This is a genomic window from Extibacter sp. GGCC_0201, assembly GCF_017566055.1.
Lineage (GTDB): Bacteria > Bacillota > Clostridia > Lachnospirales > Lachnospiraceae > Extibacter.
On record NZ_JABFCH010000005.1, the window covers coordinates 157530 to 181969 of the forward strand.

At 55.0% G+C, this 24440-nt stretch carries 24 protein-coding genes and 1 riboswitch; all 24 genes read right to left on the reverse strand.

Translation table 11 applies throughout. From position 1 onward, the window contains the following. Positions 1 to 2: 2 nt before the first annotated feature. The 24 genes from HJV72_RS05275 to cobK all read right to left on the reverse strand — a co-directional run bounded on the left by HJV72_RS05275 (position 3) and on the right by cobK (position 24402). The gene (locus HJV72_RS05275; protein WP_208069289.1) at positions 3 to 1649 is read right to left on the reverse strand and encodes a peptide ABC transporter substrate-binding protein; all 1647 of its coding nucleotides are present in this window, start codon (positions 1647 to 1649) and stop codon (positions 3 to 5) included. 11 nt (positions 1650 to 1660) lie between these two features. Next, entirely contained in the window at positions 1661 to 3484 is a 1824-nt protein-coding gene (locus HJV72_RS05280) for an ABC transporter ATP-binding protein (protein ID WP_208069291.1), read from the reverse strand. Position 3485: 1 nt separating this feature from the next. Continuing rightward, positions 3486 to 4313, reverse strand: a complete 828-nt coding sequence (locus tag HJV72_RS05285) for an ABC transporter permease (RefSeq protein WP_243765525.1) — start codon at positions 4311 to 4313, stop codon at positions 3486 to 3488. Further along, positions 4310 to 5230 (reverse strand): ABC transporter permease, encoded by a 921-nt coding sequence (locus HJV72_RS05290; protein WP_208069295.1) that lies wholly within the window; start codon positions 5228 to 5230, stop codon positions 4310 to 4312. The genes HJV72_RS05285 and HJV72_RS05290 overlap by 4 nt, the downstream gene beginning before the upstream one ends. 33 nt (positions 5231 to 5263) lie before the next feature. Then, positions 5264 to 6805, reverse strand: a complete 1542-nt coding sequence (cobA, locus tag HJV72_RS05295; protein ID WP_208069297.1) for a uroporphyrinogen-III C-methyltransferase — start codon at positions 6803 to 6805, stop codon at positions 5264 to 5266. Between the two features lie 4 nt (positions 6806 to 6809). After that, on the reverse strand, positions 6810 to 7685 hold the full coding sequence (gene hemC, locus HJV72_RS05300; RefSeq protein ID WP_208069299.1) for a hydroxymethylbilane synthase: 876 nt from the start codon (positions 7683 to 7685) through the stop codon (positions 6810 to 6812). Then, positions 7673 to 9199, reverse strand: a complete 1527-nt coding sequence (locus tag HJV72_RS05305) for a cobyric acid synthase (RefSeq protein ID WP_208069301.1) — start codon at positions 9197 to 9199, stop codon at positions 7673 to 7675. The genes hemC and HJV72_RS05305 overlap by 13 nt, the downstream gene beginning before the upstream one ends. Before the next feature lie 3 nt (positions 9200 to 9202). Further along, positions 9203 to 10270, reverse strand: coding sequence for a pyridoxal phosphate-dependent aminotransferase (locus HJV72_RS05310; protein ID WP_208069303.1), 1068 nt, complete (start codon positions 10268 to 10270; stop codon positions 9203 to 9205). 27 nt (positions 10271 to 10297) lie between these two features. Continuing rightward, entirely contained in the window at positions 10298 to 11263 is a 966-nt protein-coding gene (cbiB, locus tag HJV72_RS05315) for an adenosylcobinamide-phosphate synthase CbiB (RefSeq protein ID WP_208069305.1), read from the reverse strand. After that, a complete protein-coding gene (locus HJV72_RS05320) occupies positions 11260 to 11865 on the reverse strand; it encodes a histidine phosphatase family protein (RefSeq protein ID WP_208069307.1) in 606 nt (201 codons plus the stop codon). Before HJV72_RS05320 ends, cbiB begins: the two co-directional genes overlap by 4 nt. Then, complete coding sequence (locus tag HJV72_RS05325; RefSeq protein ID WP_208069309.1) at positions 11862 to 12623, reverse strand: adenosylcobinamide-GDP ribazoletransferase; 762 nt, start codon at positions 12621 to 12623, stop codon at positions 11862 to 11864. Before HJV72_RS05325 ends, HJV72_RS05320 begins: the two co-directional genes overlap by 4 nt. Before the next feature lie 10 nt (positions 12624 to 12633). Continuing rightward, positions 12634 to 13731, reverse strand: a complete 1098-nt coding sequence (gene cobT, locus HJV72_RS05330) for a nicotinate-nucleotide--dimethylbenzimidazole phosphoribosyltransferase (RefSeq protein WP_208069311.1) — start codon at positions 13729 to 13731, stop codon at positions 12634 to 12636. Between the two features lie 4 nt (positions 13732 to 13735). Next, entirely contained in the window at positions 13736 to 15157 is a 1422-nt protein-coding gene (locus HJV72_RS05335) for a cobyrinate a,c-diamide synthase (protein WP_208069312.1), read from the reverse strand. Continuing rightward, positions 15157 to 16377 carry a precorrin-6Y C5,15-methyltransferase (decarboxylating) subunit CbiT gene (cbiT, locus tag HJV72_RS05340; RefSeq protein ID WP_208069313.1) on the reverse strand — a complete coding sequence of 407 codons (1221 nt, stop codon included), beginning with the start codon at positions 16375 to 16377 and terminating at the stop codon, positions 15157 to 15159. The genes HJV72_RS05335 and cbiT overlap by 1 nt, the downstream gene beginning before the upstream one ends. Next, complete coding sequence (gene cobJ, locus HJV72_RS05345) at positions 16370 to 17101, reverse strand: precorrin-3B C(17)-methyltransferase (RefSeq protein WP_208069314.1); 732 nt, start codon at positions 17099 to 17101, stop codon at positions 16370 to 16372. The genes cbiT and cobJ overlap by 8 nt, the downstream gene beginning before the upstream one ends. Next, the gene (gene cobM, locus HJV72_RS05350; RefSeq protein ID WP_208069315.1) at positions 17094 to 17867 is read right to left on the reverse strand and encodes a precorrin-4 C(11)-methyltransferase; all 774 of its coding nucleotides are present in this window, start codon (positions 17865 to 17867) and stop codon (positions 17094 to 17096) included. The genes cobJ and cobM overlap by 8 nt, the downstream gene beginning before the upstream one ends. Before the next feature lie 5 nt (positions 17868 to 17872). Further along, positions 17873 to 18613 (reverse strand): precorrin-2 C(20)-methyltransferase, encoded by a 741-nt coding sequence (cobI, locus tag HJV72_RS05355; RefSeq protein WP_208069316.1) that lies wholly within the window; start codon positions 18611 to 18613, stop codon positions 17873 to 17875. Next, complete coding sequence (cbiD, locus tag HJV72_RS05360) at positions 18614 to 19774, reverse strand: cobalt-precorrin-5B (C(1))-methyltransferase CbiD (protein WP_208069317.1); 1161 nt, start codon at positions 19772 to 19774, stop codon at positions 18614 to 18616. Between the two features lie 29 nt (positions 19775 to 19803). Continuing rightward, a complete protein-coding gene (locus HJV72_RS05365) occupies positions 19804 to 20592 on the reverse strand; it encodes a sirohydrochlorin cobaltochelatase (RefSeq protein ID WP_330618813.1) in 789 nt (262 codons plus the stop codon). After that, a complete protein-coding gene (locus tag HJV72_RS05370) occupies positions 20589 to 21455 on the reverse strand; it encodes an energy-coupling factor ABC transporter ATP-binding protein (protein WP_243765526.1) in 867 nt (288 codons plus the stop codon). The genes HJV72_RS05365 and HJV72_RS05370 overlap by 4 nt, the downstream gene beginning before the upstream one ends. Then, positions 21452 to 22225, reverse strand: coding sequence for a cobalt ECF transporter T component CbiQ (cbiQ, locus tag HJV72_RS05375; RefSeq protein ID WP_208069322.1), 774 nt, complete (start codon positions 22223 to 22225; stop codon positions 21452 to 21454). Before cbiQ ends, HJV72_RS05370 begins: the two co-directional genes overlap by 4 nt. Before the next feature lie 22 nt (positions 22226 to 22247). Further along, the gene (locus HJV72_RS05380) at positions 22248 to 22571 is read right to left on the reverse strand and encodes an energy-coupling factor ABC transporter substrate-binding protein (RefSeq protein ID WP_208069324.1); all 324 of its coding nucleotides are present in this window, start codon (positions 22569 to 22571) and stop codon (positions 22248 to 22250) included. A gap of 1 nt (position 22572) precedes the next feature. Further along, positions 22573 to 23322 carry an energy-coupling factor ABC transporter permease gene (locus HJV72_RS05385; RefSeq protein ID WP_208069326.1) on the reverse strand — a complete coding sequence of 250 codons (750 nt, stop codon included), beginning with the start codon at positions 23320 to 23322 and terminating at the stop codon, positions 22573 to 22575. 95 nt (positions 23323 to 23417) lie between these two features. Continuing rightward, positions 23418 to 23616, reverse strand: a riboswitch (cobalamin riboswitch). Between the two features lie 15 nt (positions 23617 to 23631). Further along, complete coding sequence (cobK, locus tag HJV72_RS05390) at positions 23632 to 24402, reverse strand: precorrin-6A reductase (protein ID WP_208069328.1); 771 nt, start codon at positions 24400 to 24402, stop codon at positions 23632 to 23634. Positions 24403 to 24440: the final 38 nt, after the last annotated feature.

Consider the following 24440-nt stretch of genomic DNA (forward strand, 5'->3'; position numbering starts at 1 on the left):
CTTCATTCCTCCCCTGCTGTCGTATATGATCCGTTCTCTTCTGAGATATACGCATGTCTGTATTCCAGCGCTCCTGTCGCCGGAATCTGAGTAATCCCCTTTATATCCGGACGAATCAGGTTGCAGCTCTTCATCGTGTAGAGCGGTATGATATAGAACTGCTCTCCCACGGCCAGTTGTTCCGCCTCATGCATGAGCTGCGCTCTCTTAACCGGATCCGTCTCTGTATCAGACTGTTCCACCAGACCATCGTATTCCACGTCCCGGATACCGCTGCAATTATAGGTGCTGTTGGACAGGAGCATGGACAGGTACGTATAAGGGTCTGCAAAGTCAGCTGTCCAGTTCATCCGGCACAGGTCAAAGCGGCCTGCCCTCCGTTCCGTATAGTTTACCTGCAGTTCCTGCGCGTTCAGCTTGATGTCTATGTTCAGATTTTTCTTCAGCTGTTCCTGAATGACCTGGGCCGTATCGGAGTCCATTTCAAGCGTCGGGTAATTATATGTGAGCTCCGGGAATCCTTTTCCGTCCGGGTACCCTGCTTCTGCGAGCAGCCGTCTCGCCTCCTCCACATTTTCTTCAAATGGCTTTTGGGCCCCGTTCACGAAGTATTCGCCTGTCTGCCTGTCCTTCATATACCTTGCGATAAAGTTTACCGTAGGTTCTGTGTCATCCCCGACAATCTTGCAGAGCGCTTTCCTGTCGATAGCCAGATTGAGCGCTTTACGCACCCGCACGTCGTCAAGCGGCTTCACGTTCAGATTCGGGTATATGTATCGCGTCGCTATCGTATCGGTAATATACAGATCGTCTTTTCCTTCATACAGCTCCATCACCGACGACTGCAGCCCCGTCGCCACATCCACCTCACCGGTCTCGTAGGCATTCGCCATCGACTGCTGGTCGGCAAAAAAGCGGTATGTAATCTTGTCCAGCTTTATCTCGTCAGCATTCCAGTATCTTGTGTTCTTCTTCAGGACAAAATACTGTTCCGGCACATATTCATCCAGATAATAAGGACCGTTGGCAACGCTCGTCTCCGGGCTCTTGTCCCATCCGTCCGACGCATCGTGAGCATACGCCGAGCAGGAAGGCGTGTACACCGGCAGCCTGAGCAGATCCAGAAAATATACGCACGGCTTTTCAAGTGTAAATATAAGCGTATCGTCATCCGGCGTATCGACTCCCAGACTCTCGATATCTGCCTCTCCATTATATACAGCTTCGGCATTCTTGATTGGAAACAGATAGTTGGCATATCCGCTTCCGCTCTCCGGCTTCAACGCCCTGGCTATCGTATTGGAAAAGTCTTGGGATCTCACCGGCGTGCCGTCCGACCAGACCGCGCCTCCTCGCAGATGGAAGGTCCATATGGTTGAATCTTCATTCACCTCATAAGACTCTGCCGCCCTGTATTCGATTTCGCCATTTTCATCAAAGGTCAGAAGCTCATCCAGTGCCGAGACTGAATATGCCAGATACGTAAGCGCTATCATCCCTGCCGGATCCAGCCCCCCTGTCTCACTGTTGATTGCTACGATTATCTCCTTTGTGCTGTCTGATTCCTCTTTCTCCTGCTTCGTGCATCCTCCAAACACCAATATCCCGATAAGGGATATTGCCGCAAGGACGCTCACTGTTCTCTTCATTGCTTTTCTCCTTATATCTGTGATGTCATCCTGTAATCTCTGCTCCTCTTTCCCGTATATTCTTCCGAGTAAAGGAAGCAGGCCACCTCCCGCCCGTCGAACCGGCAGCTCTTCGGCCTGTCCGTGTAGCAGCACTCCAGCGCATAGCCACATCTATGCGCGAACGGACATCCCTCTGCATCAAAGGCTTCCGCCTTCTGCTCCTCCCTGTGCGGCATTCCCTTCTTCCTTCTGGCCTTAACCGGATCCGGGACGAGGACAGAGGAGAGCAGCGCTTTCGTATACGGATGCCACGGATCATTATATACATCTTTTGTTTGTCCCATCTCCACGATGCTGCCTGCATACATGACTCCTATCCTGCCGCTGATCCGCTTAACGACATTCAAGTCATGGGAGATGAACAGGCATGTAATTCCGCGTCTGTCCTGAAGCTCTTCCAGCAATTCCAATATCTGTTCCTGTATGGGCATATCCAGCGCCGATACCGGCTCATCGCACACAAGCAGCCCAGGTTCCAGCATAAGCGCGCGTGCGATGCCAATCCTCTGCCGTTCCCCACCGGAGAATGCACGCGGGTATCTCTGCGCCTCCTCCGGCTCCAGCCCCACGAGGGCCAGCATACGGTCTACCTTTTCTCTTCGTTCCTGCTCGGTCATGTTCGTATTTAAGAGGAGCGGTTCCTCCAGCATATCCCGTACCGTCATCCGAGGATTCAGAGAAGCGTACGGATTCTGAAAAACCATCTGTACGCGGCGGTTCTGTTCCCCCGGCCGTACGGACTGTGCCTTGCCCTCATACAGGACCGTGCCGCAGGTAGGCGCTAAGATACCCGTAACCATACGGGCCAGCGTAGATTTCCCGCAGCCGCTTTCCCCTACAAGCCCGAAGGTCTCGCCTCTCTGTATGTGAAAGGTGACATCCCGCACCGCCTCTGTCATGTCCCGCCTGCCGGGTGCGGCAAAGCATCTGCTCACGTGGGTCACTTCCAGGAGCTTCTTCTGATTCACCCGGCAGGCGGACAGCTTCTGAAGCTCCTTTGCATGGGCAAGCAGCGTCTTCGTGTATGCATGCTGCGGATTATAAAAGATATCTTCCACCGGGCCTTCTTCCGCCAGCGTACCGTCATGCATGACGAGGGCTCTGTCGCAGAGGGAAGCGATGACTCCGAGATCATGGCTCACGAAGAGTACGGCGGTGCCCGTCTCCTGTACGATTCGCCGGAACAGCTCCAGCATCTGCTTCTGCACCGTCGCATCGAGGGCAGTCGTCGGCTCATCGGCGATAAGCAGCTCCGGTTCACAGGACAGGGCTATGGCTATTTCCACACGCTGGCACATGCCTCCGGACAGTTCGAACGGATACTTGTCCATCTGTGATTCGCCGTCATGGATCCCTGCCATATCCAACAGCTCCGCCGCCCGTCTTCTGGCAGCAGTACGGCTGCAATGGCTGTGCGCACGTATTGTTTCCACTATCTGGCGGCCAATCTTGACGGTCGGGTTCAGGCTCGTCTGCGGGTTCTGGAACACCATGGCGATTTTGTCGCCCCGGATGCAATCCATCTTCCGTTCATATTCTTTCCTGCTCTCTCCCGGCAGCGGCGGAGTGATGTCTGCGTCCCCAAGCAATATTTCCCCGCAGACCGTCTCTGCGCAGTCCGGCAGCAGTCCGAGAACCGCCTGCATGGCCGTACTCTTACCAGAGCCGGACTCTCCCATGATGCCCACGATCTCGCCGGGTGCGGCATCGAAGGACAGATGCCGTACCGCTTCCTGTCCTTTCTCTTTGTCATGAAACTGTACGTTCAGATCGCGTATACGCAGCAGACTCATCTTACCACCTTCCTTCCTCTGCGCTAATGATGGACTTCTCAAGGCCCGCGCCTGTCAGATTGACCGAGAGAATCAGTATGCACAATACGAGGATGGGATATAGCATCTGTGACGGCGCCACCTGAATCTGACTCCTCGCTTCTTGTATGAGCGTCCCAAGGCTTGCCGCCGGCGCCATGATGCCGACTCCTACAAAGCTCAGAAATGCTTCTGTGAACATTGCTTTCGGTATGAGGAGGGTAACATTCACGATAATCGGACCTGCCGCATTGGGCAGGAGATGGATGAAGAGGAGCCTTCCTCTGCCTGCGCCGATGAGGCGGGCAGCCGTACAGAAATCTTCTGATTTCAGTCGCATGACTTCCCCTCTTACGACGCGTGCCAGTCCTACCCACCCGCCGATACAGATGCCGAGCAGCATGCTGCCTATGCTTGCGCCCATGACGAGCATAATCAGGATGACATAGAGAAGGGAGGGTATCGCGTCGATTACATCTGCCGCGCGCATGAGCAGCATGTCGGCCTTCCCTCCCGCATAGCCGGCGGCGCCTCCATACAGGATGCCGGCCACGCCGCAGATCAGGGCGCTGCCTATGCCGACCGAGATGCTGATTCTTGTCCCGGCAAACACCCGCACGAAGATATCCCTGCCAAACTTATCCGTGCCGAAAAGGTGCGAGAAGGAGGACGGGGCGTTTCTTAGTTCTGCATTCTGAGCCGTAGCCGAATAAGGGGACAATGCGGGGATTAAGATCGCGAGCAGTGCCATCACGGCCAGCAAGAGCATACCGGAGGCTAACATGGGATTCTTTCTGAAATATGTTATCATCTGCATGTCCTCCTTATCCTTGGATCCAGCCATGCGCCAAGCACGTCCGTAATGATATTGATTCCGATGACGACGGCGCCCATAAATGTCGTAAGCCCTAATATGAGCGTGTAGTCACGGTTCGCAATCGATGTGACAAACTCACGTCCAAGCCCTGGAATGGTAAATATGCTTTCTACCACGAAACTGCCTGTCAGCAGAAAGGCGGCTGCGGGACCGATATAGTTCAGAACCGGCAGCCAGGCGTTCTTCAATACATGTGTCAGAAGGATCCGCTGCCGTCCAAGCCCCTTTGCCCGGGCCAGCGCCACATAGTCCCGCCCCATTTCATCACGCAATGTATTCTGAATCATCCTGGTGATTATAGAAGCCGGGTACAGTGCCAGGGACACTACCGGAAGCACATAATTCGCCGCCCCTGATATCCCCGTTATGGGAAGAAGTTTCAATTTTACGCCAAACAGCAGCGCGAGCAGAAGTGCGATGGCGAAATTAGGGATGCCTGTGCCAAGCATGGTGCCCAGAAATATCCCGCCCCTGACCACTCTCTTTTCCGTCGTCGCCTGCCATATGCCTGCTGCCGTCCCGAGCACTGCGGCAAGGAGTATGGCAAGTATACCAAGGACGGCGGTCACCGGCCATGCACGGCCAATCACCGCGGCTACAGATACCCCCGGCTTTTTATAAGACATCCCGAAGTCGCCGTGTAGGAGGTTGCCGAGATAGACCATATACTGCTCGGCCGGCGGCTTATCAAGGCCGTATTCTTCTTCCAGCGCAGAAAGTACCTGCTCCGACACCGTTCCGCTCTGGAACGGACTGCCCGGCATTATCCTTGTCAGGAAAAAGGATACGGTGACGAGCACGAATAGGCCAAGGAATCCGACCAGTACCCTCTTTAATACGTATCTTCCCATTCGGTTTCCTCCTTTCGTACGTTGTGCCTGTGCTTATCTTTCCTTCGTCCCCAGGTTCTCCAGGATGCACGCTGTCATGCTCTCGATGGACGCCTCTTGGGCCACGGTGATATGCATCCTGTACTTTTCGGCTTCTGCCGCCGTCTGTTCTCCGATACAGACCGCATGTATCTTATGGAAGTCCAGTCGGTCCATCGTATGTACAAAGCCTTTGACCGTAGACACGCTCGTAAATGTAACCGCGTCAATCTGGTCTTGTTCAAACAGATCAACTATCTTCTCCTTCATCTGCTCATGTGCTTCATATACGGTCTCATACAATGGGATGTCGTCCACATCAAGCCCTGCGTTTAAAAGAGGCGGGAGAAGCTCTTCCGAGCCGGACAGCGCACGGACGACCGTCACCTTGCTCCCCGGCATCGCATGTGCGGCGACGGCTTCTGCGAGTCGCGCCGCGCAATATACATCCGGCACGATATCCGCCAATATGCCGTATTCCTTAAGTGCCCTCTCGGTAGCAGAGCCGATGGCGCCGACCTTCACCTGTGCAGGACCGCCGAGTACCTGCCTCATGTCCATCTTAAGATCTGTCATCTGCTCAAAAAAGATACGGACGCCTGCCGGGCTTGTGAACAGAAGCCACTCCTGCGCGGCCCGGGTTCCAAACTGCTTCATCCCACGCTGCAGTGCGGTATTCGGGGATATCACCTTTGCAGCTATAGAAGGGAGCTCTATGACCTGTGCGCCGAGTGCCCTGAGCTTGCCTGCAAGAGCAGAACTGCTCTGCCGGGGACGGGTAACCAGTATCTGCTTTCCTCCAAGCGGGCGGTCTTCGGCCCAGTGGAAACGGTCCGACAGCATGCATACATCCCCTACGACGATTACCGCAGGCGGTTTGACACCGGCTCTGCGGGCCTCGTCTGCCAGACGGCCCGCGACAGAGACGATGCGGCACTGCCCGGCGAGCGTTCCGTTTTCTATCACCGCGGCCGGCGTATCCCTATCCAGCCCCGCATCCATCAGACCGTTCAAGATTGCCTCCATGGCTGTGATGCCCATGAGAAAGACGAGCGTACCCTTCCCTTTCACGAGGGAGGCATAGTCTATCGTCTCTGAACCGCCCTGTCTCGGATGTCCGGTGACGATATGGAGGGAAGACGCATAGTCCCGGTGGGTGACCGGAATTCCGGCATAGGCGGGAACTGCAGCCGCCGATGTGATTCCCGGTACGATTTCAAACGGAATCTGATGCTCTGTGAGAAGCTCCAGCTCTTCTCCCCCACGCCCGAATACAAAGGGGTCCCCTCCTTTGAGACGAAGCACCTTTCTGCCCTTTTTGGCCTCCCTGAGCAGGATCTCATTGATCTCATGCTGCGGCACGGGATGACGGCCCGCACGTTTGCCCACATTGACCACTTCTTTTTCCGGCGGTATGAGACTCAGTATCTCCGCACTGATCAATGCATCATAGACGATGGTATCCGCCGTCTCTATCAATTCTCTCGTCTTGACGGTAAGCAGCCCTGCATCTCCCGGCCCTGCCCCCGCAAGCCATACCTTTCCTGTCCCGTCCATCCTGTCACCTCCGTCTCATCTCTTCTGCCAGCGCCAGGCCGATCTGTCTCGCCTTCCCGGCATCCCCTGACTTCGTCTGCGTCCAGTACATATCATCTCCTGCGTAATACAGGCCGGTGAGCCGAATCTCTGTTCCTGCCATCTGTGCATGTGCCGCTATCGGGGACGTACATCCGCCCCCGAGCGCAGCTGTAAATGCACGTTCAGCCTCCGCCTCGGCTCGGCTCTTTTTACAGTCATAAGCGGCCAGCCAGGAATAATCTTCGCCCTTCCTGCCCTGGACAGCCAGTATCCCCTGCCCTGCGGCAGGAACCACTTCTTCCACGCTGAACACTCTTCCAATCACCGCTTCCATATGAAGCCGCCTGAGTCCTGCCGCCGCAAGCACCGTCCCGTCAAACGCTTCCTCTTCGAGCCGGCGCAGCCTTGTCTGTACATTGCCGCGGATTCCCCGGAACTCGCAGGACGGATACAGCTTCTTCATCTGAAGCGTCCGGCGTCTGCTGGATGTGCCGATGACGCCTCCTTCACGTACAGACGTATGCCCCGGCTTATAGACGAGCACATCCCTTGGGTCATCCCTTTCGCTATAAGCGACAATGGGTAGGTCCTCCGGCACTTCCATGGGCATATCCTTCAGGCTGTGGACGGAGATATCGATGCTTCCTTCCAGCAGTGCTTTCTCCAGTTCCTTGACGAACAGTCCTTTGCCCCCAATCAGCTCCAGACTCTGATCTAGTATTCTGTCGCCCTTCGTCTTCATCGTCACGATCTCTGCCTTGACTCCCGGGCAGCTGCTTTCCACCGCCTCCTTCACAATCTCCGCCTGTCTCACGGCCAGCCGGCTCTCCCGGCTCCCTATCTTAATTATAGACTGCATGATGCCTCATTTCCTTTCTCAAGAATGTCATAGACGGCGTCCATATCGAGGCTTTTCCTCATAATCTCCGCCAGCTTGTCATACTGCTCTTCCTTGTAGGCCGCGTAATCTTGCGCCTTCACCGCATCCGGGCCAATCCCTTTTGCTCCTAGCAGCGAAGCGATGAAGCCCGTGGATATCTCCTGCCGGTCAAAGATGCCATGTACATAACAGCCATATGCATTCCCACATACGGCACCATCCGACTTCTCCACGCCTGTCTTCTCATCCGTAAGCTTCAGGAGGGGCTGTACCTCTCCGATTGCAGAAGTGGTTCCCATATGAATCTCATAGCCTTCCGCCAAAAGCCCGCTCAAGCGTCCCAGGATACCGCCTGTATCGCAGAAGCACCCTTGTACCCTCGTCCTCGTCTTGCCCGGTTCAAATACCGTACGTACCGGCAGAAGCCCCATTCCCTTCACCGTACCTTTCCGTTCTATACCTGCCGGATCGCAGATTTCCTGTCCGAGCATCTGATAGCCGCCGCAGATGCCAAATACGGCCTTACCAGCCATTCCATGGCGGATGACCTTCGCCTCCAGCCCGCTCTGCCTCATCCAGAGCAGATCTTCTATCGTGTTCTTGCTTCCAGGCAGAAGGACCGCGTCCGGAGTACCGAACTCCCCCGGGGATGTGACGTAGCGCACGGACACTTCCTCCATACATTCCAGCGCCATAAAATCAGTAAAATTAGAGATACGCGGCAACCGGATGACGGCTATATCGATAAGTCCGCCTGCCTCCCTCTTCTGAAAACGTTCCGTCAGGCTGTCCTCCTCATCGATGTCCAGATGGAAATACGGCACCACGCCCCGCACGGGGACACCGGTCCTCTCCTCCAGCATCCGAAGGCCCGGAAGGAGGATCTCCCGGTCTCCCCGGAACTTATTGATAATCATCCCTTTTATCCTCTGCTTTTCCTTTGCTTCCAGAAGCTCCATCGTACCGACAAGCTGTGCGAACACGCCTCCCCTGTCGATATCTCCCACGAGAAGCACAGGTGCGTCCACAAGCTTGGCCAGCCCCATGTTCACGATATCACCGCTTCTCAGGTTGATCTCCGCAGGACTCCCGGCGCCCTCTATGACGATGACATCATATGCGTCTGCCAGCCGGTTATATGCATCTAATATATGTGGTATGAGCTCCTTCTTCCGGCGGTAATATTCTGCCGCCGACATCACCCCTGCCACCTCCCCGTTAACGATAACCTGAGAGCCCCTATCGCTGGTCGGCTTCAGCAGGACGGGATTCATAAGGACAGACGGTTCCACGCCGGCGGCCTCCGCCTGCATCACCTGCGCCCTGCCCATCTCAAGCCCGTCTCTTGTGATATAGGAATTGAGTGCCATGTTCTGCGATTTAAATGGCGCCGTCTTCAGCCCGTCCTGGGCGAATATCCGGCACAGGCCTCCTGTCAGTATGCTCTTCCCCGCATTGGACATCGTGCCTTGTATCATAATGCATCTCGCCATGCTTTATCTCCTCCCTGTCCGGCATCGTGATGCCTGCCCGCAGATTTCCTGCAGCGCCTGAAGCAGTAGATTATTTTCATCATGGGTCTTTACCGCAGTTCGGTAATATCCTTTCTTCAGTCCCTCATAATTGGAACAGTCCCGGATCAATATGCCCCTCTCCTTCAGAAGCGAGGACAGATCGTAATCGCTGTACATCAGTATATAGTTCACGGCAGACGGGTAATACGTGATCTCGATACGATCCAGCTCAAGCTCCATGCGTCTGCGCTCCCGTGCCACATAATCTCTCGTCATTCCGGCTCTCCCGGTGGTCGAGAGGGCGGCAAGCCCCGCGGCCTGCGCCGCCACGGACACGTTCCACGGCTGCGTGACACCTTCCATCCTTTCAAGAAGGGCTCTGTCGGAACTGATGCCGTACCCGAGCCGCAGGCCGGGTAACGCATGCATCTTCGTAAACGCCCGGAGCAGCAGGACCCACGGCTTATCGAGTATGGCCTCTACTGACAATATATCTTCCGGATGTTCCAGAAATTCATAAAAGCATTCATCTATCACGACCCGTATGCCGCGTTCGCCACATCTGTCCACGATGCGGCGAAGCAGCGGCATGTCGATTACCTGTCCGGAAGGGTTGTCCGGTGTGCAGAGGAAGATCATATCTATGTCGTCGGTCAATTCTTCCAAATATCCCTCTGTCAGCTGAAAGCGGTCTTCCTCTTTCAGATAATGGTATACGATTTCGCAGCCGGCTGCTTTCAGCGCCTGGGCATACTCCGCGAAGGACGGCGCAGTAAGAAGCGCCTTGCGCGGCCGCTCGGCAAAGGCGACGGAAAATATAAGTTCTGCCGCACCGTTCCCGAATATGAGCATATCTTCGGGAATGCCATGTATTCCGGTCAGAGCGCTCCTGAGTTTCCTGCATCTGCTGTCCGGATATTCCCCGATATGTGCAGAGGCCCTCTGCACTGCTTCCAGCACCTTATCATCCGGGCCGAAAGGGTTGATATTGACGGAAAAGTCAATCATGCCCTCATATGTATAGATATCACCGCCATGTAAATATTCCATCCTGTCCTCCTCCTGCCATCTGCCACGTCACAGCATCCATATGGCTATCGCTTTCCATGCACTGAACAGCAGAAGCGCAAGCAAGGCCGTACCATACATAAGCTTACCGGCCCTTACGATGTCCTCCGCTTCCACCGGCCTTATGTCATCACCGATGTATTCCTTCGCATACCGTCTGCCAAAGTACCACGCGTCCCCCGCAAGACGTATCTGCAGCGCCCCTGCACACACCGCTTCTGTCTGCGCCGCGTTCGGGCTCGCATGCTTTCTTCTGTCCCGGCGGTATATCTTCCATGCTCCGCGTCCGTCCATACCAAGCAGGAACGCCGCCGCTGTCATCAAAAGTGCCGACAGACGTGCCGGGATATAGTTCAGCACATCATCCATCTTGGCGGCACATCTGCCCAGGCAGAGATATCTCTCATCCTTATATCCGATCATGGAATCCATCGTGTTGACCGCTTTATAGAAAAAGCCAAGGGGAGCGCCTCCGAGCATCATGTAGAACAGCGGGGCTGTCACCCCGTCTGACGTGTTCTCCGCCACGGTCTCGACCGCGGCTTTTATGACTCCGGCTTCATCAAGTGCTGCCGTATCCCTTCCCACTATCATCGAGACAGCCTTCCTTGCCCCGGGCAGGCTTTCTTCCGTCAGCTCCCTGTATACCTTCCTGCTCTCCCGGCCAAGCGACCTGGCGGCAAGAAGCTGGTAGCACCAGAAGCTCTCCACCATATAACAGACCGCGGGATGAACGCTTTGCGCCCCGTACAGCAGCACCCACGGAATTGCTGCCGATACCGCGCACACAGCCACCCACATCAGTACGCCGGCAGTCAGGAGCCAGCGGTCCCTGTCACGGCATACCTTTCTGGCCAGCTGTTCCAGACGGGTAATGAGCCGGCCGATGAGCCTGACCGGATGGTACAGCCATACCGGGTCCCCGAATATCAAGTCAAGTATAAATCCTGTCATACAGGCCATCCATGCAATCATAACACTTCTATCTCCGTGAATCCTTTCTTGCCTTTTTTCCATTCCTCTGCATCCAAAGTAACGACATAGCCGCTGCCATTGCCGGGCTGCCAGTCATAAAATTCACTCTGTCCGGGGGCATAACAAGACAGGACGGACATGACCGTGCCGCCGTGGGCGACGATGGCGGCACAGCCGCACTTATCTCTGATAAAAGCATCTGCCGCCATATCAAATCCGCGGACGCAGCGGGACTGGAATGCCGCACGCCCCTCACCGCCGGGAAAGGGAAGCGTTCCCCGGGAACCAAGCCAGTTACGGTATGCAGGCAACTCTTTCAGCTCCTCATAATTGCGGCCTTCAAACAACCCGAAATCACATTCCTTCAGCTCATCGAGCAGCAGCGGCTTCTTGTCCGGAAAGAGCAGCGCCGCTGTCTGAACGCACCGCTTCATAGGGCTTGCGGCTACCTCTTCCACAGGGTCTATTATTTCCAGACGGCTGCGCACCTCATCGACACGCATTATCAGCCCTGCTTCTTCAAGCGCCTCGTCTGTGCGCCCTATGTAACGCCTCTCCCTGTTGCCCGGCGTCTCAAAGTGGCGGATCAATATCACTTTCATAACAGCCTCCCTGCCAGTACGATGCCGGTGAGCATAGCCAGTTCACAGATCTGAAGGAAATATCCGGCCAGGTCTCCCGTCATGCCTCCAAACTGCCTGTAGCATACCGCTTTGTAGCAGCAGAAGCTCAATAGGCCCGCCGCTGCCGACGCGGCCCCCATCCTGACGTCCAGTCGAAGCGAAAGGACGACAGACGATAGGAGCACGATCAGCATCACGATGCCGACGGTCTTCCTGACCGCCCCGTCCTGAAACGTCCTGGCAAGTCCGGTATCTCTGGCCGCCTGGAAGGTGACGACGGAGAAGCCGCTGAACGCTCTGGAAATCACATAGCTACAGCCGATGACGGGAAGCATGTCTGCGTCCGCTTCGCTCCAGACCGCCACGCTCCACAGCAGATAGCAGCCCAGGCCAAGGACGGCAAACGCGCCGGCGTGCGGATCCTTCAGAATCTCCAGCTTCTTCTCCCTGCCGCCATAAGAGCCAAGCGCATCCAGCGTGTCCATAAAGCCGTCCATGTGGATGCCGCCTGTCACGAGGACAGGAAGCAGCGTCATGACAGCTGCAAACAGAAGGGAACCTGCGCCTGCCTGCAGCAGAAGCCTCCCGATGCCCATCACAAGAATCCCCGTCACAACCCCGACTACAGGGAAAAAGCAGATAGCATACTTCATATTTTTCTCATTCCACTCCACCCGTGGAACGGGAATCTTCGAATACATGGATAATGCAATGATGAATGATTCATATAGATACATATCGGTTCCCTTATCTCAACATCTCGTATTGTTCTACATTGATTTCGTCGAAGGTGCTCATCCGGCTGTATACCTGCAGCCCCATATCGAGCAGTGGAAGCACCGCCACTGCCCCGCTCCCTTCCCCGAGGTTCATGTCGCACGTCAGATACGGCGACATGCCAAGGGCATCCAGCAGCATCTGCCCTGCCGGCTCTCTTGATACGTGGGAGGGCAGCATATAATCCCTTGCGTCGGGTACGAGGCGCACCGCGCAGAGCGCCGCGACGGCAGATATGAACCCGTCCACCACAACCGGCATGTGCATCAGCGCGCCGCCGAGGTACACGCCCGTCAGGCCCGCGATATCCAGCCCACCTACTTTTGACAGCACGTCCAGCACGTCATCCTTATCCGGGTGGTGCAGACGGACTGCCTGCCTGATTACTGCTATCTTTTGCTCCAGCCCTTCACTGCTTAACCCGGCTCCCTTCCCGGTCACATCTTCCACCGGTTTCTCCAACAGCACGGATGCTACGGCGCTGCTCGTCGTCGTATTGCCGATACCCATCTCTCCGGTGGCGGCAATGTCATATCCTTCCGCTTTCAGCCGGGATACCATACGTATCCCTGTCAATACGGCCTGCCAGGCCTGGTCCCGTGTCATGGCCGGTTCTTTCCGCATATTTTTCGTCCCGTATGCCACCTTATCTTCCGGCCTTGTAACGGAAGGCACGTCAACCGCCATTCCGATATCGACCGGGAACAGGTCAACCCCCGCCACTTCGCTCATGATAGCCACGCTGGCCGCCTTCTTCGTAAAGTTATCCGCCACCACCGCCGTCACTTCCTGTCCGGTCTGTGTCACGCCCTCTTCCACCACTCCGTTGTCGGCGCACATGATTATCAGCCCTTTTTTCTTCAGCGTGAATCTGGTGTCACGCTTCATGCCGGCTATCCTTATCACGGCATCTTCCAGCTTGCCAAGGCTGAACAGCGGCTTCGCCACTGTATTCCACCGCTTCCTGGCCATCTCCATGCTTACCCGGTCCGCCGGCACAATCATCTCCCGGAGCATTTCCGGTGTCTCCGGCATCACCGCACCGGGCATGCCTACTGTCTGTTCCATATCATCATCCCTTTCGTGTCCACTCTGTGCAGCAACATACGAACCTGTGTGCAAATGACGGGTTGGAATAGTAATGTATGTGGGGAAACCCTGCGAACAGGCTCCCCTCGGTATGCATACATTCCCATGAACGCTGCCTGCCGGGCTTCACCGCCGTACAGCCGGTTCCGTTATCCGTACTGTCAAAGTAATGAAATTCATGTCCCCGGATGGTCTCTCCTTCTGTGAGGAGCTTTCCCTCTCCCCGGGCAATCAGCTCTATGTAGCCGAACCGTACGAGCCGGGGTGTCCGGGATACCTTCCCATGTATCACATCCGCCATCGGGTAGCGCTTGCCATCTGCCCCTTCCATCTCCTTATGGAGGTACATAAAGCCGCCGCACTCTGCCAGGCACGGAAGCCCCTCCTTTACCATGTGCCGTATATCCCGGCGCATGGACTCATTCTGCGAGAGTCCACCGGCGTACAGCTCCGGATACCCCCCTCCCAGGATGAGGCCCGAGATTCCCTCCGGCAGCTTCTCGTCATGCAGGGGGCTGAATGGTACGAGCTCGCAGCCTGAATCTTCCAGCAGTTCCAGATTATCTTTATAATAGAAGCAGAATGCCTCATCCCTTGCCAGCGCGATTCTTACCGTCCGGCCTCCTGACCCTTGCCGGCCTTCTGCATCCGTCTGGCTACCTGCGCCTGCGTCCCCCATCTTGCCCCTGCTGCCGGTCCTTCCCATATGCCTGCCGATCTCCAGCAGCAGATCCAGATCTGCCGTCTCTTCCAGCATCTTACCCGCCTCCTCGAACTGCCGGCGGATAAGCGGAACCTCCCGGGGCAGGACGAGCCCCAGATGACGGCTCTTCAGCCGGAACACGTCGTCTTCCGGCACGTATCCGACGACAGGTATGGAATACCCTCTTTCAGATAATTCATGTTCTATCATCTGCTTCATCTGCGGATACAGCGTCTTTGATACGCGGTTAAGCAGTACGCCGCGGATATTGCTCTCTTTACGGAAGGTAAGTGCCCCAAGTATCACGGAGATGGCGGACAGGGCCATCCCTTTGCAAGGAACCGTCAGAATGACCGGAACGTCAAGGGCATGGGCCACAGCATAAGAACTGGCCCTGTCACTGTCAAGGGCCATGCCGTCATAGTATCCCATAACGCCCTCGATCACCGCCACGTCTGCCTGTCCGACATGACGCAGGAACAGCTTCTTCAGTACATCCCTGTCCAGGAAGAACAGGTCCAGATTCTCCGACTCCATACCGGTCACTTCCCGGTGAAACATCGGATCGATATAATCGGGCCCGCACTTGCATGCGGCCACCCTAAGCCCCCGCCCGGCAAGGGCGGACATAAGGCCGGCCGAGATGACCGTCTTTCCGCTTCCGCTTGCCAGGGCCGCTATCATGAATCCTGGTCTTTCCATCACTTCCGCCCCTTTCCGTCTGATACGATATATACCGGATTCAGCGCCGTCATCATATGGTATGACCCGAGCCGCCTCGACCGGGAGGCCGCGATCTGCACCACCTCCGGGCACAACAGAAGCCCCGACCGTTCTGCCTCCATCACTTCGCCAATCGTCTCCAGAGAGGCCGCATTAATTACAATACGTACGTCCGGATTCTTCTCCTTCACCGCTTTGAGAATCTCCGGCAGATGCCCCGCGCTTCCCCCGACAAACACGTGCGTGGGAGGTTCCAGTGCCTGTAAGCCGCCGGGTGCGGTGCCTTCCACTACCTTGATATTATCACAGCCAAACTGCTTTCTATTCTCTTCCAGAAGCCGTACGGCTTCCGGATTCTTTTCGACTGCATACACCTTTATCTCTCCGGACCGAAGAGCCGCCTCCACGGATACGGAACCTGTTCCGGCCCCGATGTCATACAGCACCGCATCCCGTGTTAGATTAAGCTTCGCCAGACTCACCGCACGGATTTCCGCTTTCGTCATCGGTACGCTGTCCCGGATGAACGCCTCGTCCTCTATGTGTGCAGCCACCCTTCTATCGGGCGAAGGATTATGGACAAATGCCACGTCAAGCCCTGCACAATCCTCCGGCATGAGTTCACTTCCACGTCTGTGCAGGATGATCTCATCTTCGTAGGAGAGCCGCCGTCCGATATGGAATTCCACATGTGCAAGGCCAAAGTACCTTATCTTTTCACACAGCTCCCATGCACATGCCTCCCCGCCCAGAAGCAGGAATGTCTTTTCGTTGTGGGCTATCGCATAGATATAGTTCTGCCGCCGCCCGTGGATGCTCTTAAGCGCCGCGTCCTCCCAGCTTACATGGAGCCTGGAGGCAAGGAAAGCAACCGATGATATCCCCGGTATGAGTTCTACCTTATATTCCTTTAGTTCCCCGGCGAGCGCTTTTGCCCCGCTGTAGAATCCACAGTCTCCCGACAGCGCAACCACGATATGACCATATCCCTCATGCTCTCTGACAATCGCTTGGATATCTTCTGCCTTATAAGCATCATATATAGGCTTTCCGAAGCGGGCAAGGCTTTCGGTCATACGGGCTGCCCCGATGATACAGTCGCAGCTCTTAAGCGCCTCTATAGCCTCTTCGGTCAGGGATGTTCCGGCTCCCATACCGATGCCTGTCAGGCTGATTCTCCGTCTCTTTTCCTCATACATTACGATACCCTCTTGGCGTCACCATGCTGCCCTCTATCTGTTTTGTCTGTGCATTGCCGATGTATACGGTGGTGAACATATCTGCCTCGGTCTGTCTCAGCTCTTCCAGGGACAGCACCTGACAGGACTCTCCCTCCCTCCCGATATTACGCACAATTCCACAGACAGTATCTTTCCTTTTGTATTCCAGCAGCAGTCCACATGCCTTCTCCAGATAGCCTTTGCGCTTCCTGCTGGACGGGTTGTACAGGCAGATGACAAAGTCTGCCGCGGCGGCGGCCCTAAGCCTTGCCTCTATCTTCTCCCACGGTGTAAGCAGGTCGCTTAAGCTGATGACCGCAAAGTCATGCATGAGCGGCGCCCCAAGCACAGCCGCCCCCCCTGTGGCAGCCGTGATGCCGGGCACCACTTTGATATCCACATCCGGATACGCCTCCTTGATCTCATACATGAGGCCGGCCATCCCGTACACGCCTGCATCGCCGCTGCACACGAGGCACACGTCCCTGCCTTTTTGCGCCTCCTCAAATGCCATCCGGCACCGCTTCGCTTCTTGTGTCATAGGAGTGGTGAGAAATATCTTATCCGCATATCGGTCTTTTATCAGCTCAATATACACCGTGTATCCCGCGATAACGCTGCATCGCTCAAGCGCTGCCTCCGCCTCCCGTGTCATCTGGTCTCTGCTCCCCGGACCTATGCCGACTACATATACGCTATTCATGGCCCCGACCCCCTTCTGAAGCATTGCGGAATCCGGTGGAGAAGGCCGGGTTATATAATTCGGACCGCTCGTACCTTCCATCCAGCACGTTTCCTACGACGATGAGAGCAGTCCTCGTGATCCCTTCCCGTTCTGCCGTCTTAGAAAGCGTCTCCACCGTACAGCGGCACACCTTCTCGTCAGGCCATGTGGCCTTATAGACGATGGCTGCCGGGGTATCCTTCTCATAGCCGCCTGCCAGCAGCTCCTCCTGAAGCTGGGGCAGCATCCCCGTGCTCAAGAAGATGACCATCGTAGCCTTGTGGGCAGCAAAGCTGCGTATCGATTCCGACTCCGGCACCGGCGTCCTGCCCGCCATCCTTGTGATGACGACAGACTGGGAGACGCCGGGCAGCGTATATTCTGCCTCCAGGGCCGAAGCCGCACCGCAGAATGAACTTACGCCCGGACACACTTCGTACGGTATCCCTTCTTCTGCCAGGGCATCCATCTGTTCCTTCACCGCGCCGTACAGGCAGGGGTCTCCCGTGTGCAGACGTACCACGTTCTTTCCTGTACGCGCCCCCTGTATGAGGACCGCAAGCACCTCCTCCAGCGTCATGCATGCACTGTTGTATACGTCGCATGAATCCTTTCTTACATCCAGAAGCGCAGGGTTCACGAGAGAACCCGCATATACGATTATGTCAGCTTCCTGAAGAAGCATCTGCCCTCTGACCGTTATGAGATCTTCCGCTCCCGGTCCTGCTCCAACAAATACAACCATCTTCCTCACTCCTTAATAATCATCAATGAATAGTATCCTGCGTCATCCGGTATGTCCTCGGCTCTTTCGTATATTCGCTCACCCGGCATTCCGCAGTTCTCCACCATGTGTATCTCCATCTTCCTTGCTGCCACGGCCTTCTTCACGTCGGGCATCTTCGCTCCCGCTTTCATAAGCACCTTCGTCCCGTTAAGGTCCAGGCTCTCTTCCACGCCATAAGAGGCCGGTATGATATGAAGCTCTTCCCGGTTCTCCACAAGACCCACGTTCATCCTGGCTGCGGCGGCGCAAAAGGAAGGTATGCCGGGAATGAGGCATGTCCTTATCCCTTTTGCCGCCAGCCTCTTGTGCACATACAGGCATGTAGAGTATATGGCAGGATCTCCAAGCGTTATGAAAGCAATATTTATTCCCTGCTGTATTATCTGCTCTGCCGCCTCGGCACACGCATCGTGAATCTGCCTGAGCTTTTCTTTTTCCTTAATCATGGGCATAGGGAGGAATAGCTTCTTTTTTCCTGCCAATTCCGGTATGACAGGGAGCACGATTTGATACGCCACGCATCTTTGCAGATATCCGCAGAGCTCCTGCGAAGCCCCTTCTCTGTCATACACCGGCTCCTGGAACGCCTTGTCTGAGACCGCCAGCGCCACTACGTCACATTCCTGTATGATTCTGACTGCCTTCAACGTCATAAGCTCCGGGTCTCCCGGCCCGACTCCCACTCCATAAAATGTTCCTTCCATCTACCTAATCCCCTCCCGTATCTGATCCAGTACCTTTGCCGCACACGGTGTGTTTCCGAGTATCCCTTCTTCCATAGAAAAGACGACGGCACCGACGGCCAGCTTCTTCCCCGCACGCTGCCGGATATGATAGTCAATCCGGTCCATGACGGTCTGCATGACGGGACAGAGCAGTCCTCTCCCCTTCAGGATATCCACTGCCTCGGCAGTGGTCACGCATTCCATCAGCTTCCGTACCGTATCCCGGTCTGCCCCGGCAAGGGCAGCGTGGGCGGCAAAGACTTCCATCCGGCAGTCTGCCTGCCTTGAATGGGTATTCATCACCCCGGCCGCCAGCTTGACGAGCTTACCGATATGCCCGACGAGCAGTATCCCTTTCATGCCGATACGTACCGCATCGTCAATTGTCTCCCCGATGTAATTGCTGCACTTCACCGCAAGGCTGCCGTCATAGCCGAGCGTCCCTGTCAGAAAGTCGCTGCCATAGTTGCCGGGGACGACATAGCACCACTCATGCCCGCTTTCCTTCAGTACCTTCATCTCCAGGTATATCGTATCGGTAAGCGCTTTCTCGCTCATCGGCTCTACGATGCCGCTTGTCCCGAGTACGGAGATGCCTCCCTTGATACCAAGGCGGGGATTGAACGTCTTTTGGGCCAGTTCCTCCCCGTCCGGCACAGAGATGACGACGGCGATGCCGTCCGTGCAGCCGAACTTTCCTCTCTGCTCTTCCACCGCCTCTATGATCATACGGCGCGGCACCTTGTTGATAGCAGCCGTGCCTACGGGCTGTTCCAGCCCGTTCTTTGTAACCCTGCCGACCCCGTTCCCGCCGTCCAGGCTGATTGCATCCCCTCTGCATCTGGACACTCTGGCACAGACGAGCACGCCGTCCGTCACATCCGGGTCATCCCCGCTGTCCTTGCGCACGCCGCAGCAGACATAGTCCCTGCCGATTTCGATATCTTCCACGTCCAGATAGAGCCTGATCCCCTTGGGCGTCATCAGCGATACATGATGTACCGGCTCTTGCGACAGCAGCATGCAGACAGCCGCCTTAGCCGCCGCTGCCGCGCAGCTACCGGTCGTATAGCCGGTGCGCATCTGCTTCTGGTCCTTCCATACGGTCTGTCTGTTCCTGCCGCTTTCGTCTCCCACCATCTGCACCCTCCTTTCTCCGTTTCAGGCCGCTACATCACCATCTCTATATGTTCCACGAAGATACTACGGATACCTTTCATCTCTCCAAGCCCCTTCACAAGCGGCTTCACCTCATATCCCGCGGCTTCAAGCTCTGTCTTCCACGAGTCTTCTTCTCCTGCCATGTCATTCTTGGCATGGTCGCCCGCCACCAGCATGAACGGCATAAGCGTCACCTTTTCCACGCCTGCAATCTCAAGCTTCGCCATCACGTTCCTCAGGTCCGGAAAGCCTTCCACCGTACCTACGAGTACCTGGCTGTACCCGAGGGAGTGGAAGGTATATTCAAGTGTCGGGTAGGCCGCGTTCGCATGATGATCTGTGCCGTGGCCCATCAGGACAAGAGCCTCGCCTGACTCAAGCTTTACCTCAGCCATCACTGCATGTATTGCCTTCTTATAATCGTCCACGCTCGTCAGCAGCGGTTTGCCGACTCTAATCTTCTTAAACCGGTCCGTGTATTCCATCAGGTCATCCATCATCTTGTCATTTTCAATACCGTTTATGATATGCGTCGGCTGGACGATAACCTGTTCCATCCCATCCGAAGCCATCTGTTCCATGGCTTCTTTTACAGTATGAAACTGCAACCCTTTCGTCCGGCTCAGTTTCCTTAATATCATCTCGCTTGTGAATGCGCGGTAAACCCGGTACTCAGGAAATGCTTTCCCTATGTGCAGTTCTATCCGCTCTATGCTTTTTTTCAAAGCGTCTATATGACTTGTTCCGAAGCTTACGACGAGTATCGCCCTGTTCCTGTTCTTCTTTCCTTCCATCATCTGCCCTCCGATATATATTGTTCCAGCTGCCCAATGCTCACCGGCGGCCTGAGTCCTTCCTCCAGGATACCTTTTTCCACCAGACTCCTGAAAATCTTCAGCACCGCAGGTTCTTTCTGGTTCGTCATGGCCAGCACCTCCCGGCTTTCGCACACGGTCACAGGATCTGCCTGAAGCAGCACCCTTCCCTCATGCATGAGCACAATCTCATCCGCCCACTCCAAGGCGTAATCCATATCGTGCGTCGCCAGCAAGATCGTAATCCCCTCTTCGGCAAGCTTATCCACAATCTGATTCATCAGCTTCGTATGCTTTGCGTCAAGGGCGGAGGCCGGTTCATCCAGGATGATGACATCGGGATGCATGACCAGGACATCTGCTATCGTAACCTGCTTCTTCTGCCCTCCGCTAAGAGCGTGGGCCGGACGTTCCCGGAAGGGTGCTATCTCCAGATAGTCCATCACCTGTTCAATCTCTCTCCTCACCTCATCCTCGGGTATCCCAAGGTTCATCGGTCCAAAAGAAATCTCCTGATAGACGCTTGCAGAAAACAGCTGGCTGTCCGGATCCTGGAATACAAGGCCGACACTGCGCCTGACAGCCGTCAGGCCTTTTCTGGAATAGTCTATTGGCTGTCCTGCAACGAGCACGGTTCCGCGGTCCGGCCTGCATATGCCGTTGCAGCACATAAAAAATGTAGATTTTCCCGAACCGTTGGCTCCCATGAAGGCGACCTTTTTCCCTCTCCCGATCTTCAGGCTGACACCGTCCAGCGACGGCTGTCCGCGTTCCCCATATGAATAATGGACATCTCTCGCTTCTATTATGATATCTTCCGATACCTGTTCTCGTTCTGCCGTCATGCTACTCTCCTCCATACTGTATACACTAACAATACAAGTTCATACAAGATAATGAGCGCAATCTCTGAAGGCTTCGCCGGATGCTGTTCGTCCAGCACACGTATCCTGCCATCATAACACCTTGACTCCATCGCATCATACAAGGAAACAGAACGCTGGAATGCCCTGATCAAGAGTGCGGCACCCATGCTGCCAAAGGATCGCAGCGATGTCTTTAAATCTTTATGCCCAAGCCTTGCCTTCTGTGACACGAGCATGGCTGACGCTGTCTCCATCAGCACGAAAATATACCGATAGATCAGCAGCATCAGCTCCAGGATAATCCTCGGGCAGTGTAGCCTGCCCAGTACAGCCATAATATCCGTCATCGTCGTGTTAAGCGACAGAAAATAAAGGCAGGATACCGCCGCCATAGCTGTCACTATGAGTCGCAGCCCAAACAGGACCGACGCTTTGCTGCCTGTGATAAAAAAGGCTCCCACCGGTAGCGCATAGCCATCTAATGGAATCTTTGAGATATTCACGATGATTGCAAGCGTACTTAAAATGAGGAATGCAGACGGCACTGCCATAAGGCTTATATATCTGTGCAGCGGGAGGCCTCCCTTTCCTACGGTCAGGATACTGTTAATAAGAAGCACGACCATGGAAAGCGCAAATGAACGGCTCATGATACAGAACAACAGTGTCAGCATGGAATATGCAAACTTTTCACCGGCATTGACATATCTGAGCTTTGAACGATAGCAGAGCTTGTCTACAGCAATCATACCGTGCTCCTTTCATTCATCTCTATTCCTTCTCCGTCTCATCGCTCTTCATCCATTTCCTTCGCTCTACAAAGCGTCCCATGATAAAGGCTATGATACCGACGCCAATTCCCGTCTGGACGCAGAAGATCAGGCTTTCCACCTCTCCCGGCAGCTCTCCGCCGAGGGCCGCCTCGAGTACCGGCGTGAACCACGGCGTATATTCACCATGAATCTCTTCCACCATCACGCTGCCAGCGTCGTCAGACCCGCCGAACTCGGCTCCTCTCTGCGCGAACAACGGGATAACCGCTATGCACAATGCAACAGCCAATAAGATTATCACCGTCTTCGTATTCTTCGTCATCCTACTTTGCCTCCTTTAAAAAACCAATCGCTTTCAGTTCCGGCCTTGCATAGGATTCCAGCCCGATTACTATCACGACGGTCAGAATCCCTTCTATGATGGCGAGCGGAAGCTGCACCGGTGCGAACACTCCGAGGAATTTCACCGCAGAAGCCGCCGCCCCGCCGGCTTCAGAAGGATACGCAAGCGCAAGCTGTATGCTCGTCACACAATAGGTAAAGATATCCCCAAGGCATGCTGCCAGGAATACGGATACTTTCCTGTTGACTTTAAGCCCGGAACAGAGCTTATAGATGCTAAAAGAAAGCAGGGGACCGGCAACTGCCATAGAAAACGTGTTGGCGCCAAGTGTCGTCAGTCCTCCATGGGCAAGGAGCACCGCCTGGAACAGCAGCACGATGATGCCGAGTATGCTGACTGCCGAAGGGCCGAACAATATGGCTCCCAGGCCGGTTCCGGTCATATGCGAACAGCTCCCAAGCACAGATGGTATCTTTAAGGACGATATCACGAAGATAAACGCACCTGCCACGGCTATCAGCGTGATAGATTTCCTGTTCTCTTCCAGTCTTTTTTTCAGGGAAATGAAGCCGGCAGCCAGAAATGGGACACAGATAACTCCCCATGCGACACAATAGGATGCGGGAAGATACCCCTCCATGATGTGCATCGCGTTCACAGCCGGCGCGACGGCAAACAATAGCGCAAAAGCTATTGATGCCTTGAGCAAGATCTTTTCTTTTTTTGACATGTTTCTCTCTCCTTATGTGATGTTCTGAACATATTCCAGGTTCACCACAAAGTCAAAAGAGATTCGCAGCAAACACCTGGCCATATCCCGTAACCATCCAAATCCATCTAAAAGCGGGTGTTCTGACTTAGGCATCAACACGGTATTCCGCCTTCCCATAAGTAACCTTACAGTGACCTCATGGAATACCATTCCTCCAATACAGCAACGGGTATTGTGCAGGATTCTCACCTGGCTTCCCCTGCCGTCTTTTTTCAAACGGCCTTCTCTTAAACTGTCTGCTGGATTTGAATTCATTCACTATGAATTTTAACATAATTTAGTAGAATAAGCAATCAGATATGCTTTTGTCTCTTCCAGATTAAGGCCGCTCTCGAAAGGCCTGCCAATCACGACGAGCACAGCCCCGGTCTCTCTTGCCGCCTCCGCCTTTTCCTCGAACCCGCCGGCCTTCCCCGACTCTTTTGTCACAAAGTAGCCTGCCTGGGCATACCGGAGCATGGCCACATTCAGCTCTCTGGAGAAAGGACCCTGCATGGCGATAAGATGCCTGCCCCTGAAGCCGAGTCCGGCAGCTTCTGCTACCGCCTCTCCTGTGGACAGGACACGGGCATAGCACCTGTCCCCGTATTCTGGTATCTCAGTATAGTGCTTAAGCTCCTTGCTTCCGGTAGATATGAAGATATTGCCCGCCTTCCCCTTCAGGTAATCGACCGCCTCTTCCACGGAATCGACCCGCACTATCTCCTCTTTTGCCTCAATCTGCTGCTGTTCACGCAGACACCGGATATATTCTGTCCCACACGCGTCGCAGGCGCGCCTGATATTCTCTGTAGCCGCTTTCGCAAATGGATGGGTCGCGTCGATTGTCAGCGCTATGGCATGCGTCTCGATAAACGCGCGGATATCTCCTTCGTCCATCCTCCCTGCACAGACTGTGATGCTCCCTCCTTCTCCTATGCATTCCCTGCCATATTCCGTGGCAGTGCTCACATAAGCACCGATTCCTTGTCCTCTTAGAAATTCTGTCAGCTCCCTGCCTTCGGTCGTCCCGGCAAACAGCAGTATCTTTTTGCTCATCGTTTTCTCCTCTTTCCGGTCCTTGCTACTCTTTACGC

Excerpts from the sequence above, each read along its gene's own strand:
- HJV72_RS05385 (WP_208069326.1), bottom strand. The coding sequence starts at position 23,322 with ATGTCAAAAAAAGAAAAGATCTTGCTCAAGGCATCAATAGCTTTTGCG.
- HJV72_RS05365 (WP_330618813.1), bottom strand. The coding sequence starts at position 20,592 with ATGATGGAAGGAAAGAAGAACAGGAACAGGGCGATACTCGTCGTAAGC.
- cbiQ (WP_208069322.1), bottom strand. The coding sequence starts at position 22,225 with ATGATTGCTGTAGACAAGCTCTGCTATCGTTCAAAGCTCAGATATGTC.
- hemC (WP_208069299.1), bottom strand. The coding sequence starts at position 7,685 with ATGCAGTCTATAATTAAGATAGGGAGCCGGGAGAGCCGGCTGGCCGTG.
- cbiD (WP_208069317.1), bottom strand. The coding sequence starts at position 19,774 with ATGGTGGGAGACGAAAGCGGCAGGAACAGACAGACCGTATGGAAGGAC.
- HJV72_RS05305 (WP_208069301.1), bottom strand. The coding sequence starts at position 9,199 with ATGGCGAGATGCATTATGATACAAGGCACGATGTCCAATGCGGGGAAG.
- HJV72_RS05310 (WP_208069303.1), bottom strand. The coding sequence starts at position 10,270 with ATGGAATATTTACATGGCGGTGATATCTATACATATGAGGGCATGATT.
- cobT (WP_208069311.1), bottom strand. The coding sequence starts at position 13,731 with ATGGAACAGACAGTAGGCATGCCCGGTGCGGTGATGCCGGAGACACCG.
- HJV72_RS05325 (WP_208069309.1), bottom strand. The coding sequence starts at position 12,623 with ATGTATCTATATGAATCATTCATCATTGCATTATCCATGTATTCGAAG.
- HJV72_RS05380 (WP_208069324.1), bottom strand. The coding sequence starts at position 22,571 with ATGACGAAGAATACGAAGACGGTGATAATCTTATTGGCTGTTGCATTG.
- HJV72_RS05290 (WP_208069295.1), bottom strand. The coding sequence starts at position 5,230 with ATGGGAAGATACGTATTAAAGAGGGTACTGGTCGGATTCCTTGGCCTA.
- cbiB (WP_208069305.1), bottom strand. The coding sequence starts at position 11,263 with ATGATTGCATGGATGGCCTGTATGACAGGATTTATACTTGACTTGATA.
- HJV72_RS05275 (WP_208069289.1), bottom strand. The coding sequence starts at position 1,649 with ATGAAGAGAACAGTGAGCGTCCTTGCGGCAATATCCCTTATCGGGATA.
- HJV72_RS05285 (WP_243765525.1), bottom strand. The coding sequence starts at position 4,313 with ATGATAACATATTTCAGAAAGAATCCCATGTTAGCCTCCGGTATGCTC.
- HJV72_RS05335 (WP_208069312.1), bottom strand. The coding sequence starts at position 15,157 with ATGGAAAGACCAGGATTCATGATAGCGGCCCTGGCAAGCGGAAGCGGA.
- cobK (WP_208069328.1), bottom strand. The coding sequence starts at position 24,402 with ATGAGCAAAAAGATACTGCTGTTTGCCGGGACGACCGAAGGCAGGGAG.
- cbiT (WP_208069313.1), bottom strand. The coding sequence starts at position 16,377 with ATGTATGAGGAAAAGAGACGGAGAATCAGCCTGACAGGCATCGGTATG.
- cobA (WP_208069297.1), bottom strand. The coding sequence starts at position 6,805 with ATGGACGGGACAGGAAAGGTATGGCTTGCGGGGGCAGGGCCGGGAGAT.
- cobM (WP_208069315.1), bottom strand. The coding sequence starts at position 17,867 with ATGGTTGTATTTGTTGGAGCAGGACCGGGAGCGGAAGATCTCATAACG.
- HJV72_RS05320 (WP_208069307.1), bottom strand. The coding sequence starts at position 11,865 with ATGAAAGTGATATTGATCCGCCACTTTGAGACGCCGGGCAACAGGGAG.
- cobJ (WP_208069314.1), bottom strand. The coding sequence starts at position 17,101 with ATGAATAGCGTATATGTAGTCGGCATAGGTCCGGGGAGCAGAGACCAG.
- cobI (WP_208069316.1), bottom strand. The coding sequence starts at position 18,613 with ATGGAAGGAACATTTTATGGAGTGGGAGTCGGGCCGGGAGACCCGGAG.
- HJV72_RS05370 (WP_243765526.1), bottom strand. The coding sequence starts at position 21,455 with ATGACGGCAGAACGAGAACAGGTATCGGAAGATATCATAATAGAAGCG.
- HJV72_RS05280 (WP_208069291.1), bottom strand. The coding sequence starts at position 3,484 with ATGAGTCTGCTGCGTATACGCGATCTGAACGTACAGTTTCATGACAAA.